The 13,191-nt window shown below is 34.8% G+C and carries 9 protein-coding genes; 2 read left to right on the forward strand and 7 right to left on the reverse strand.

Annotation, left to right across the window (positions count from 1 at the left end; translation table 11 throughout):
* Positions 1-288 precede the first annotated feature (288 nt).
* On the forward strand, positions 289-1,872 hold the full coding sequence (locus tag BLR17_RS01045) for a L,D-transpeptidase family protein (RefSeq protein ID WP_066328395.1): 1,584 nt from the start codon (positions 289-291) through the stop codon (positions 1,870-1,872).
* A gap of 85 nt (positions 1,873-1,957) precedes the next feature.
* Here BLR17_RS01045 and BLR17_RS01050 read toward each other — a convergent pair whose 3' ends face one another.
* From BLR17_RS01050 to BLR17_RS16385, 4 genes are all read right to left on the reverse strand, one after another.
* The gene (locus tag BLR17_RS01050; protein WP_066328394.1) at positions 1,958-2,272 is read right to left on the reverse strand and encodes an HPF/RaiA family ribosome-associated protein; all 315 of its coding nucleotides are present in this window, start codon (positions 2,270-2,272) and stop codon (positions 1,958-1,960) included.
* A gap of 85 nt (positions 2,273-2,357) precedes the next feature.
* Positions 2,358-4,472: a prolyl oligopeptidase family serine peptidase gene (locus tag BLR17_RS01055; protein WP_066328393.1), complete on the reverse strand. Its 2,115-nt coding sequence runs from the start codon at positions 4,470-4,472 to the stop codon at positions 2,358-2,360.
* 238 nt (positions 4,473-4,710) lie between these two features.
* Positions 4,711-6,918, reverse strand: a complete 2,208-nt coding sequence (locus BLR17_RS01060) for a TonB-dependent receptor (protein ID WP_066328392.1) — start codon at positions 6,916-6,918, stop codon at positions 4,711-4,713.
* A gap of 229 nt (positions 6,919-7,147) precedes the next feature.
* Positions 7,148-7,501, reverse strand: a complete 354-nt coding sequence (locus BLR17_RS16385) for a hypothetical protein (RefSeq protein ID WP_139068369.1) — start codon at positions 7,499-7,501, stop codon at positions 7,148-7,150.
* A 258-nt stretch (positions 7,502-7,759) separates the two neighbouring features.
* Here BLR17_RS16385 and BLR17_RS01070 point away from each other — a divergent pair, with 258 nt between their 5' ends.
* Complete coding sequence (locus BLR17_RS01070) at positions 7,760-8,731, forward strand: hypothetical protein (RefSeq protein ID WP_139068368.1); 972 nt, start codon at positions 7,760-7,762, stop codon at positions 8,729-8,731.
* Positions 8,732-8,938: 207 nt separating this feature from the next.
* On the opposite strand, the gene BLR17_RS01075 is transcribed toward BLR17_RS01070, so the two are convergent.
* The 3 genes from BLR17_RS01075 to BLR17_RS01085 form a co-directional block, all read right to left on the reverse strand.
* The gene (locus tag BLR17_RS01075) at positions 8,939-9,934 is read right to left on the reverse strand and encodes an aspartate-semialdehyde dehydrogenase (RefSeq protein ID WP_066328389.1); all 996 of its coding nucleotides are present in this window, start codon (positions 9,932-9,934) and stop codon (positions 8,939-8,941) included.
* A 168-nt stretch (positions 9,935-10,102) separates the two neighbouring features.
* Positions 10,103-10,519: a large conductance mechanosensitive channel protein MscL gene (gene mscL, locus BLR17_RS01080; protein ID WP_066328388.1), complete on the reverse strand. Its 417-nt coding sequence runs from the start codon at positions 10,517-10,519 to the stop codon at positions 10,103-10,105.
* An 88-nt stretch (positions 10,520-10,607) separates the two neighbouring features.
* Complete coding sequence (locus BLR17_RS01085) at positions 10,608-13,052, reverse strand: bifunctional UDP-N-acetylmuramoyl-tripeptide:D-alanyl-D-alanine ligase/alanine racemase (protein ID WP_066328387.1); 2,445 nt, start codon at positions 13,050-13,052, stop codon at positions 10,608-10,610.
* Positions 13,053-13,191 lie beyond the last annotated feature (139 nt).

The following is a 13,191-nucleotide window of genomic DNA, read 5'->3' on the forward strand; positions in this document are numbered from 1 at the left end:
GGGGGCAAATTTAAAAATAATTTACATTTTAAACTCCAGACAACATAAAATAAGTAACTTTATAACAAAACCCCCTATTTTAACCCTCCTAAAATAATTTTGTTATAAAAAAACATAAATTTTAAAGAATTTAACAATTTTAAATATAAAAAACTTTTTGGAACACTTATCAAATCCAAACAAAAAAGCTTTTAAAACATAAAACAATAAAAAAAAGTTGTAATTTTTCATAACTAAAACAACTTATTCCGTTTATACTCATTTGGATAAACCCAAAACAGTTTCTGTATGAAAAATACGATTTATTCATATTTTATAATACTTCCGCTAATTATTACAACACTTTCTTCGTGCAAAAATAATAGTGACGAAAATCATCTTGCCAAAACAACACCTCAAACAGAACAATCACATTCCGATTTTGACAGTATTGCGATAGACGATTTCTTCGAAAATTACCCTTTACTAAAAAATTACCAGGCCGATGTCAAAAAACTGTACCAAAAACATGATTACAATTATGTTTGGTTTGACAAAAAAGGGATTAATGAATTTGCCAATCTTTTGTATGACAAAATCAACAATCTGGATGAAGAAGGTCTTCAAATTAAAGTACCTTACAAAGACAAACTAGAAGAAATACGCAACAACTTAGACAAAAACCAAAAACCAAACATAGAGACCGAACTCCTCAATTCAGCCTGGTATATGTTTTATGCCACCAATGTTTATCATGGTTTAGATTCCGAAAAATCAGCTAAAATGGAATGGTATATTCCCAGAAAAAAACTCCCCTATATTAGTTACCTGGACTCTCTTCTAACCAATCCGTCACTTATTAATAAAGAAGAAAAAAACCTTATCAGCCAATACTTTCTATTAAAAAAAGCACTCCAAAAATACCGTCAGATTCAAAAAGAAGGCGGCTGGAACAGCATTGCTATTGATACAGCCGTTAAAACCTATAAAATTGGAGACAGTTCGGCAACTATTGCACAAATAAGAACAAGATTATTCACCTCAGGCGACATTCAATCTGATTCCCAAAGTCCCATTTACGACAAAGAATTATCCAAAGGAATTTTGAACTATAAACTAAGAAGAGGAATGCTTTCCAGTAGTATTATCTCAAAATCACTTATTCAAGATTTAAACATACCCATTAGCGAATGGATAAAAACCATCATCATCAATATGGAACGATGTCGCTGGGTTTCAAATGACATTCCAAAATCCAAAGAATTAATCGCCATCAACATTCCCTCTTTCCAACTTTCCTATTTTAAAAACCAGGAGGTAGTATTACGTTCAAAAGTAGTGGTAGGCAAAACCATGAATAAAACTGTAATTTTTAGTGCTCCAATGAAATATATTGTTTTTAGTCCGTATTGGAATGTCCCGAACAGTATTTTAAAAAACGAAATCCTGCCCGGTATAGCCCAAAATGAAAACTATTTAGCCGAACATGATATGGAATGGAACGACAACAAAGTAAGACAAAGACCCGGACCGAAAAATGCATTGGGATTAATCAAATTCCTATTCCCTAATTCTAATGATATTTACCTGCACGACACCCCTTCTAAAAACCTGTTTGAAAGAGAAACCAGAGCCTTTAGCCATGGATGCATTCGCATAGCCAAACCCAAAGAATTAGCTATCGAAATCTTAAAAGACGACCCTAATTGGACTCCTGAAAAAATTGAAGAAGCCATGAATAGCGGCAAAGAAAACTGGTACAGTCTTAAAAATAAAATCCCCGTTTATATAGGTTATTTCACTGCCTGGGTAGACAATGATGGTACAATTCATTTCTACAACGACATTTATAAAAGAGATGAATTACTAGCCAACTTATTATTCAATCCATAACCATTAAATCGAGTATCTTATAAATAAAAAAACAGTTACTTTTTTTAATTGTAACTGTTTCTTTAGATATCCTTAGAATTGTATTTTAATGCTCTTTTTGTTTTTCAAAAGTAGTAGTCAAAACTTTTTTTACTTTTTCCAATGCACCCCGAAATGCCTTCTCATTAGTTTCATCATGTTCGGTTACTGCCAAAGGCTGCAATTTTGCAGGACGCACCTCGATTAGGCAACGTTTATCCTTAACTCCATCTTTAGCACTGTTTTCATGCCCAAAATGCACTTCAACTCGAGTAATTTTTTCTTCAAAACGGGCCAATGCTGTTTCTAATTCATTTGCAAAATAAGCCTCTGCTCTTTGGTGCCCCTCAATATGTTTGTCAGTATTAAATTGTATTTTCATAGTCTTTCGGTTAATTAATTAATACTCTCCTAAGATAATCAACCGCAAAACAAAAACCGAATGAATTAGTAAAAATTTGTGAATCTTATTTCTCTAATTTTTGAATTCCCATATTAAACAATGTAAAAGCCTGAATATCGACATTTTCCTGAATGGTCGCCGCTACTGATTTTCCGGCACCGTGACCCGCTTTAACATCAATTCTGATTAAAACAGGATTTTCACCAGATTGTTTCGCCTGCAATTCGGCGGCAAATTTAAAACTATGTGCCGGCACTACCCTGTCGTCATGGTCTCCTGTAGTAATCATCGTAGCGAGATAATGCACTCCTTTTTTCACATTATGCAAAGGCGAATAGCCTTTTAAATACTCAAACATTGCTACGCTGTCCTGAGCGGTTCCATAATCATAAGCCCAACCGGCTCCTGCTGTAAAAGTATGGTAACGCAACATATCCAGTACTCCAACAGCTGGCAAAGCTACTTTAGCCAACTCCGGACGCTGTGTCATCACGGCACCAACCAACAAACCACCATTAGAACCTCCGCGAAGAGCGAGAAAATCAGAACTGGTGTATTTTTCAGCAATTAAATATTCAGCTGCTGCTATGAAATCATCAAATACATTTTGTTTACGCAGCTGTGTTCCGGCATCGTGCCACTCTTTTCCATATTCACCACCGCCACGTAAATTAGGAACTGCAAAAACACCACCGTTTTCCATCCAGACTGCGTTAGCAATGCTAAAATTTGGCGTCAGACTAATATTAAAACCGCCATAACCATATAAAATCGTTGGATTTTTTCCATCCAGTTTTAATCCTTTTTTATGGGTAATCAGCATCGGGATTTTCGTTCCGTCTTTAGAAGTGTAAAATACCTGTTTCGATTCGTAATCTTCCGACTTAAACTGCGCTTTCGATTTTTGATAGACTTTGGATTCTCCTGAATTGGGTTCTAATGCAAAAATGGTTGCTGGTGTGATATAATTGGTAAACGAATAATACACTGTTTTGTCCTTTTTCTTCCCGCTAAATCCGCTGGCTGTTCCCAGTCCCGGCAACTGAATTTCTCGAATCAATTTTCCGGCATAATTGTACTGCTTTACCACCGAAACAGCATCTTTCATATAATGTGCAAAAATGTAGCCGCTACAAGTTGCCGGCTCCAAAACCTGAGTAGTTTCGGCAATTAAATCTTTCCAGTTTTCAGGCTCAGGATTACTGACGTCCACCGTTACAATTCGTTTATTAGGCGCATTTTTATCGGTTACAATAAACAATTTTGTTCCCTCATTATCAATAACTGTATTGTCGTTATCGAAATTACCAACAACAGTCACAATAGGACTTTGCGGTTTTGTCAAATCCTGAATGTACAATTCATTCCCATAAGTCGAAGTCGCTGCCGTGATGATTAAATAACGGTCGTCTTCGGTCACACTTCCACCTACATAGCGGCGTTTTTGGTCTTCGCCAAAAATTACTTTATCCTCTTTTTGAGCTGTTCCCAGTTTGTGGAAATACAATTTATGTTGATCGGTTTTAGCCGATAGCTCACTCCCTTTTGGTTTTTCATAACTCGAATAGTAGAAACCCTCATTTCCTTTCCACGATAAACCGCTGAATTTCACATCCACCAAAGTATCTCCTATAATCTGCTTCGTCAAAGCATCCATAACAATTACTTTTCTCCAGTCGCTACCGCCTTCAGAAATCGAATAAGCAACTTTTGAACCGTCTTTAGAAAAAGCCAATTCGCCCAAAGAAGTCGTTCCTTCTTTCGAAAAAGTATTCGGATCGAGAAAAATAGTTTCTTTATTTTCTTTATCTTTTCGATACAAAACCGATTGGTTTTGCAAACCGTCATTTTTGAAATAATAAATAAAATCTCCTTCAGTAAAAGGCGCTCCTATTTTTTCATAATTCCAGAGTTTTTCCAGTCTTACTTTCAGCTGATTCCTGAACGGAATTTGGTTCAAATAGGCATTGGTTACTTTATTTTGGGCAATCACCCAAGCCTCGGTTTCAGCCGAACGGTCGTCTTCAAGCCAACGATAGGGATCATTTACTTTTGTACCAAAATAATCATCAACCGTTGCATCTTTTCTGGTTTCCGGATAATGAATAGATTTTGAAGTCTGGGCAAATGATGTCATTACTGAAATGATAATTGTAGTTATTAAAATTGATTTTCGCATAGTTAAGTTACTATTAATCCACACAAAAATAGGGATTCAAAATTTCAAAACTTTCACTAATACTTAAAATTATAAAACCATTAAGATATTTAAAAAAATTAAGTTCCAAACTTAACTCTCTTAAATATCTTAATGGTTTAAATACTTTTCAACCACAAAGTTCACAAAGTAGGCGCGAAGCACACAAAGCTTTGTATTCTTTGCGTTAAACCTTATTTTCTTTGCGGTTAAAGACGTATTATAAATTAAAATTCACACCCAAAACAATGTTTCTTCCAATATTAGGAATACCATCATTTTTTAATCTCGAAAGATGGGCGATGTATTTTTTATCGAATAAATTGTTACCGTTCAAATTAACATTGAATGCGGTTTTACCCCATTTTACTTTTCCGCCAAAACCAAGATTTACCAAAGTATAACCGTTAGAACTGGTTTCAAAACCGCTCACTTTATCCTGATCCAAAGTCGTTGTTACATTCAAAGAAGCAAATCCATTGGTAAGCCAATTTTTAATTTTGAATTCGGTTCTTAATGTATTATTCCAATTGTTAGCAGGAATTAAAGGCAGATAATCTCCGTTTTGTTTTTTTCCTGTTACGGTTTCAAAACTGGTTTCGTAATGCAACCAATCCAACGGATGCGGATGAAGATGCAAACCAACTTCGCCACCATACAATTTGGCATTATTCTGAACATAATCAAAAACATCATTATTTTCCAACTGAGTTCCGTTAGGCGCCGTGTAAATGTAATTGTTGATATGATTGTAAAAACCATTGACAAAAAACTCAAAATGCGTGTTTCCGTATTCAAAATTCACATCGGTTTGCAGGTTTTGCTCCGTTTTTAAATTGCTGTTTCCTACTTCGTAACGATTGGTTCCTTCGTGAACACCATTCGAACTCAACTCAGCCAAATTTGGCGCTCTAAAACCTGTAGCCACATTCAATCGCATCGTTAAATTATCCATCAGATTGGTTTTGTAACCCAAAGAAGCATTAAAACTGTCGAAAGATTTATCGATAGCGTCAAAAGAACCTTCTTCACCTAAAATACCATGAGCTACAGTGGTTATTTTTCGATTATCAAAACGCAATCCTCCCTGAATTACATTGGATTTCCATTCGTAATTTGCAGTTCCAAATACCCCAAAATCATTCGTTGTTGCATCAGGAATCAAATATTCTTCTCCAAAATTAGTATTGGTTTGGTGCATTCCCTGAATTCCTATTATCGATTCCAGATTTCCAATTTTTGGCAAATAGTATTTTGCATCATAATTGAAAGTTTTCAATTTCATTCGCAGGCTGGGATTGTTACTGTCTTCAAATTCGCTTCGGTCATTGGCAATATATCCCAAATCGACATCCAGTTTGGAATTCTTTAAATAAATTACCGAATTCCAACTCAACAAATGATTATCAACTCCCTGCCGCGGGAAAATGGTATTCTTACTTTTCGATTGTTCAGCTATGCCTTCTTCGGGAATTCCCAAATCCAGTTTATTGAAATTGTATCGCAAAACCGTAGAAAAAGCAGCATTGCTATAGCCAATTCCTGTTTTGAAATCGGTTTCATTGTAACGGCTGTTGGTCACTCTGTCGCCTCCCGAAATCTGATAATCCGAATGGGTGTTGTAACTTCCGCGAGCCAGGAATTTCCAGTTTTCAGTTGAGGTTTTTATGCCCAAACTCGAATTACTTCCTAATGTATTCGAGAATAATTTTTGGTCAAAATCAGCCTTAAAAGTATGGGCTTCGGCAAATTTTTCAGGATTGAAATACAAAACACCCCCCAAAGCATCCGAGCCATACAGCAAAGAAGCAGGACCTTTGATTACCTCAACACTTTCCACTCCGGCACCATTTAGTCCCAAACCATGTTCGTCGCCAAACTGCTGATTTTCTACCCTAACGCCCTGCGAATAAACCAAAACACGATTCCCGCTCAAACCACGAATAACCGGTTTCCCTATCGATGTTCCGGTAGCAACCTGAGCAACTCCGGGAATTGTAGCCAATCCTTCTATCAAAGTTGACGTTCCTTTTTTCTCTAAATCACGCATGGTTGCGTGCTCCACTTTCATTACGTTTTGAGACTGAATTTTGTTGAAAGCGGTAGAAACAATCACCTCATCCATATGAAAAGTGGTTGCTTCCAACTGGACATTTAACGTATTTTCTTTTTGCAATTTAGCTATTAGCTGATTTTGTGTAGCGTAGCCTACATATTGAAAACTGATTTTCAAAACTCCGTTTGGGAGATTTTTTAAAAGATATTTTCCATTGGCATCCGTAATGGTTCCCTTATGCAATTCCGGAACATAAACCGAAACACCAACAAGCGGCTGCTTAATACTATCTGTAACAATTCCTGAAACCACATTTTGAGCCTGTAGCATAGCCGAAAACCCCATAAACAGGGCAATTATATATTTTTTCATTGAAAATGATTGTATTGTTTATTTTCTCATAGTCAAAATGAGAAATTATGAATTAGAATAAACTCACTTAACAAAAACTGTTAGTGAACTAAAAAAATCATCGTTTACCATTTAAGCGGTTCTGTTTGATTATTTTTCAAACCATTAAGAAATTAAGCTTATTAAGCTTCATTTTCTTAATCTCTTAATGGTAAAAAATGTTTAAGATAACCTTAAAAGTAAAACGGTATTAAACAATACAGGCAGGAGGTCCGCGATGGGCATACAAACTCCCCGGGAAGGAAAGAATTTCTTTTTGATTGGTAACGAAAAAAGGAATCGCCCTGAAATCAGAAAAGAAATGATAACTTATAAATTTAGGATACAAACAACTCCCAAAGGCAAACTGACAAATGGCACAATGCTCAATTGTTTTGTGCTGATGGGTGAGTTCTGACTTATTCTTTGTAGTGTCGTGGTAGCAGATTTTATGAGAAAGCTGCTTTTCCAGATGCTCATAACTATGAAAAGACTGGAACAGTATCGAGAACAATACCGCCGCTGCCAAAGTAAAACTAAATATCAGCTGTTTTCTTTTCATCATGGGCAAAGGTAAGCTGTGGGATTAAGAAATACAAGATGAGCTGATTTTGATTTTTTCACAAAAGCTTATTTTAATAATTTATAAGAATATTTTTATATATTTGAAAAACTTAAATAAATCAAGCCGACAATACAAAAAACGCATTACGTTTTTTTGTATTGTCGAAATTAAAAAACTAAAAATCAACAAATTAAATACATTTCAACTTTTAGAGTTGTATATTTTTAAGAATTACCTTGTATATACCCAAACGTGACAATGGACTTACTCACACTTTTTTGCAATTATCATCCTAATTTTATGGAAAGATTAAATTCGTTTTCTGAACTAAATAAAGAAAGACTTTTAAAGAAATTAAAAAGTGCTAAAAATAAAGAAGCATTTCGTTCAACGATTTCGGAAATTAGATTTGGGGAATTTTTTCAAAAGTTAAACTTTGAAATTGAATATGATAAGAAGTTTAACAATCAAACTCCAGATTGGACTTTAAATTATTCTTCATTTCCAATAATCTGCGATGTTTATCGTTTAGGCAAAAGCAGTAAAGACCAAAAGAAATCGGACTTTGAAAACTTATTAAGAGAACAACTTGAAGAGATTCCTTCAAACCTCATATTAAAAATCAAAATCGATGACAGTTATAGTAATTATGAAGAAATACGAATTGATTCAATAAAAAAGCAAACAGAAAGATGGTTAGAGAATAAACCACGTATTAATGATAGATTAAAACTTGATTATGGAATTCGTTTTAAAGTAATTGCAATAAGCGGAAAGTCAGAGTTTCTTTCATTCATCTCTTCGGGTACAATTGACTACAAAATTGGTAAAATTCAGCAAGAAGAAAATCATCGTCCAAATGAAATAACAAAAAAACTAAATAAGTATAATGGTATTATAACCACTAAAAAGCTTCCATTTTTTCTATGCGTTGATATTGATTTTGAAAGTGGATTTCATCATAAAGAATTCGAAGAATATTTTTTAGGCTCAAAAACAAATTTTATAGATTTTGACCCAAATAAAAGAATTTCAACAGAGATTGGAATTCTTGGAAGCGAATGGACAAAATTGGGTAAATTCTATGAAAACATACAAATTAGTGGAATAATTACTTGTTCAAATAATGATTTTAGAGTTCTCTTAAATCCAATATGCAAACAATTGATTTATGAAAACCAACACAACGAATATCTAACTGAACTAAGAAAGTATGGTTACGTCAGATAACAGCGGTTTCGTGCCCAAGCTAGCGCGAGCATCTTGCTCGTGCCCATTCCAAATATTTTTTATATTTTTTTCATGCCCAGCAAGATGAGATTGCTTCGCTGCGCTCGCTATGACAAGATTGCGCTCAGTTTCTTCAATAAACTTAAATTTAATCCATAAAAAAAGCTTCTCAATCGAGAAGCTTTTCTGTTTATAGTAATTTAGTAATTACACTAAGTTGTTTGCTACTAAATATTCAGCAATTTGAATTGTGTTTGTAGCAGCACCTTTTCTTAGGTTATCGGCAACAATCCACATGTTTAAAGTATTAGCTTGCGACTCGTCTCTTCTTAAACGACCAACAAATACTTCGTTTTTACCTTGAGCGAATAATGGCATTGGGTATTCAAACTCTTTTAAGTTATCCTGAACCACAACTCCGTCAGTGTTTTCTAAAATGCTTCTTACTTCGTTGATATCAAAATCATTTGAAAATTCCACATTTACTGCCTCAGAGTGACCTCCTACAATTGGCACACGAACCGCAGTAGCCGTAACTTTAACAGAATCATCACTTAAGATTTTCTTAGTTTCTTTAACTAATTTCATCTCTTCTTTAGTGTATCCGTTGTCTTCAAAAACATCACATTGAGGAATCGCATTTCGGTGAATTTGGTATTTATAAGCCATTTCTCCGTCAATTCCTGCATATTCGTTTTCTAATTGTTTCACCGCTTTCACACCTGTTCCAGTGATAGATTGGTAAGTAGAAACAATTACACGTTTGATGTTGTATTTTTTATGTAAAGGTGCCAAAGCCAATACCATTTGAATAGTCGAACAGTTTGGATTAGCAATGATTTTGTCTTCTTTTGTTAATTGGTCAGCATTGATTTCAGGAACAATTAATTTTTTTGTTGGATCCATTCTCCAAGCCGAAGAGTTATCTACTACAGTTGTACCTACTTCAGCAAATTTTGGAGCCCACTCTAATGAAGTTCCTCCACCAGCAGAGAATAAAGCAATTTCAGGTTTCATCTCTACAGCAGTAGCTAATCCAACTACTTTGTATGTTTTTCCTTGAAATTCCATTTCTTTTCCTACTGAACGCTCAGAAGCTACAAGGATTAATTCGTCATTAGCTTTAACAAAGTTTCTTTCTGCCAAAACCTGTAACATTACTTCTCCAACCATCCCGGTTGCACCCACAACTGCTATTTTCATATCTGTATATTGTTATTTTATTAAAATCAAATTTTGAACTGCAAAAGTAAGTATTATTCAAAGCAAAACAATGACGTTCACAAAAAGTAACAAAAAGTTACAAATTTAACAAAACAGAAAAACCACCCCATTACGGAGTGGTTTAGTTGAACATATAGTGAAGCGGTATTACTTTTTCAATAAATCTCTAATTTGAGTAAGCAATTCTTCCTGAGTTGGCCCAGCTGGCGGAGCAGGAACGGCTTCTTCTTTCTTTTTAGCTTTCTCGGCAGCTCTTAAAACGATAAAGATGAAAAAGGAAATAATAACAAAATTGATGATTGCCTGAACCAGATTACCATAAGTAATTACGGCAGCTCCGGCTGTCTTTGCGGCAGCTAAATTTTCATAGCTGTTTCCGTCCAGAGTGATAAACTTTGTTGTAAAATCGATTCCACCGGTAATTAAACCAACAATAGGCATAATAACATCATCAACAGCAGAACCAACAATTTTACCAAAAGCGCCTCCAATTACTACGGCAGTTGCTAAACTCAATACATCGCCTTTCATCAGAGAGGCTTTAAAATCACCAAAAAATCCCATATCTATTAATTTTTAAGTTAGACTTCTTTAGAATTCCTAAATTAACATTTTTTTTAACAGGAATTACAATTCAAAGCTAAAAAAACCTTTAGCGGAAAAATATCCTTTTTACTCTTTGAGAAATACTGGTTAATATTTCATACGGAATGGTATTTAATTTCTCGGCAATAAAAGAAACATTTGGATTTTCACCAAAGATAATCACCTCATCGCCTTCGGCACAATCAATTTCGGTAACATCCACCATCAGCATATCCATACAAACACTGCCCAAAATAGTTGCTTTTTGCTCTTTTATATTTACAAAACCAACACCATTACCCCAGGCTCTCGAAACGCCATCGGCATAACCAATAGGAATTGTAGCCACTTTTGTTTGTCTTTTGGCCATGAACCTGCGACCATAACCCACACTGTCTCCGGCTGGAATAGTTCTGATTTGAGAAATAATGGATTTTAATGTACCCACATTTTCCAACTGTTTTTGCTCTTCGGCATCGTTAGAAACACCATACAAACCAATTCCCAGACGCACCATATCAAATTGCGTATCCGGGAAATTACTGATTCCCGAAGTATTTAAAATGTGACGAATAGGTTTTATCTCTAATTCACTCATCATTTTAGTCGATAATCTATCAAACAAACTAATTTGCGAAAGCGCAAAATCATAATGTTTGGAATCATCACTGGTAGCCATGTGCGACAAAATACTTTGGACTTTAACCGTTGAATTCCCTTTTAAAGTCGCAATCAATTCGTCGACCGTATTGTCTTCAAATCCTAAACGATGCATTCCTGTATCGAGTTTAATATGAATTGGGAAATGTTGCAGATTTTTTTGCTTTGCAATTTTCAGGAAAGCATGCAAGCCTTTTAAACTATAGATTTCAGGTTCTAAACGATGCTGAATAATGGCCGAAAAACTGGTGCTTTCGGGATTCAACACCATAATAGGCAATTTGATTCCGCCATTTTTTAACGAAATTCCCTCATCGGCAAAAGCCACACCCAGATAATCCACTTTATGATGTTCGAGTAATTTGGCAATTTCAAGTCCGCCATTTCCATAGCCAAAAGCCTTTACCATCACCATGATTTTCACTTTTGGCTTCAATTTCGATTTAAAGAAATTTAGATTATAACTAATGGCATTTAAGTTAATCTCCAAAACGGTTTCATGGGTTTTCTCTTCGAGTAAAGTTACAATCTCTTCAAACTGGAACGAACGCGCTCCTTTTATCAGAATACTTTCATTGGAAAAATCGAGTTTCTCAAAATTCGAGATGAACTCGGCAGTCGTTTTAAAAGTGATACAATTCGAAAATTTATCTTTAAACTCTGATATGGTCTCTCCAATTCCGATAACACGATTGATTTTATTGGAAACAATCAGCTGCGCCACCTTAGCATACAATTGTTCGTTAGGAAAACCACTCTGAAAAATATCCGAAAGAATTACTGTTTTCTTATGAAACTGATTCTGACTTTCCAAAACATCCAATGCAATTTTCAACGACTGAAAATCAGAACTGTAACTGTCATCAATAATACTGCAATTATTGATTCCGTTTTTAACTTCTAGGCGCATTTCGACAGGAAAAAGCATTTCCATTCTCGATTGGATTGCGTCACTTTCGTAATCAAAATACAACAATACCATCAAACAGGAAATGGCATTTTCAATAGAAGCCTTATCAATAAAAGGAATTTTTAATTCATACGAATTGCCATTGTACGTATAAAACAAAGTTGTTTCATGACTAGCAATCTCTTTTTTAAACACAAAAACATCGGCATTCTCCTCTTTAAAACTCCAGGAAAAAGCTTTTGTTTTGGTACTGATATATTTTTCGATCTGAGCACTTTTTTGATAAATCAAAACCGTTGCATCCTGAAACAACAGCATTTTTTGCTGGATTTTTTGTTCCAAATCAGCAAAACCCTCATCATGAGAAGAACCAATATTAGTTAGAACACCAATGGTAGGTTTTATGATTTTCTCCAGTTTATCCATTTCGGAAACAGTAGAAATCCCCGCTTCAAAAATCCCCAAATTGTGTTTTTCGTTAATGGCAATTACTGACAATGGAACACCCACCTGCGAATTATAGCTTTTTGGACTTCGGATAATATTATAATCAGGGCTTAAAAGAAAATTAAGCCATTCTTTAACGATGGTTTTTCCGTTACTTCCCGTTAAACCGATAATTGGAAATTCGAAAAGAGAACGGTAATAAGCGGCAAATTGCTGCAAAGCCACTAAAGTATTTTCGACAACTAAAAAATTAGCCTGATTTTCACATTCTTTCGGGATTTGGGTTACTACAAAATTTTGCACCCCAATCCCCATTAAATCCTGAATATAATTATGTGCATCATTGTTTGGACCAACTAATGCAAAAAAAAGCGTATGACTGTTATTTTGCAACGAACGGCTATCAATCGATATGTTGTCTATGGTTGTTTCGGGGTTAATTCCAAACCATTTAGCGTCCAGGATAGAAATGCAGTTTTTTATTAATATACTCATTGATTTAAAAACGAAATTAAGACTAAATACTTCCTCAAAAATAAGACTTCTTTTTAAATTGAAACCATACAGTTTTAGTTAAAAAAAGGGGCTCAGCATAATTCTAATCACAATAGACAATGTCTTTTTATAAGTTTCG

It is taken from the genome of Flavobacterium glycines (assembly GCF_900100165.1).
GTDB classification, from domain to species: Bacteria; Bacteroidota; Bacteroidia; order Flavobacteriales; family Flavobacteriaceae; genus Flavobacterium; species Flavobacterium glycines.

Bases quoted from the DNA above. Each gene is read 5' to 3' on its own strand.
- BLR17_RS01045 (WP_066328395.1), top strand. From the start codon at position 289: ATGAAAAATACGATTTATTCATATTTTATAATACTTCCGCTAATTATT.
- BLR17_RS01050 (WP_066328394.1), bottom strand. From the start codon at position 2,272: ATGAAAATACAATTTAATACTGACAAACATATTGAGGGGCACCAAAGA.
- BLR17_RS01055 (WP_066328393.1), bottom strand. From the start codon at position 4,472: ATGCGAAAATCAATTTTAATAACTACAATTATCATTTCAGTAATGACA.
- BLR17_RS01060 (WP_066328392.1), bottom strand. From the start codon at position 6,918: ATGAAAAAATATATAATTGCCCTGTTTATGGGGTTTTCGGCTATGCTA.
- BLR17_RS16385 (WP_139068369.1), bottom strand. From the start codon at position 7,501: ATGATGAAAAGAAAACAGCTGATATTTAGTTTTACTTTGGCAGCGGCG.
- BLR17_RS01070 (WP_139068368.1), top strand. From the start codon at position 7,760: ATGGACTTACTCACACTTTTTTGCAATTATCATCCTAATTTTATGGAA.
- BLR17_RS01075 (WP_066328389.1), bottom strand. From the start codon at position 9,934: ATGAAAATAGCAGTTGTGGGTGCAACCGGGATGGTTGGAGAAGTAATG.
- mscL (WP_066328388.1), bottom strand. From the start codon at position 10,519: ATGGGATTTTTTGGTGATTTTAAAGCCTCTCTGATGAAAGGCGATGTA.
- BLR17_RS01085 (WP_066328387.1), bottom strand. From the start codon at position 13,052: ATGAGTATATTAATAAAAAACTGCATTTCTATCCTGGACGCTAAATGG.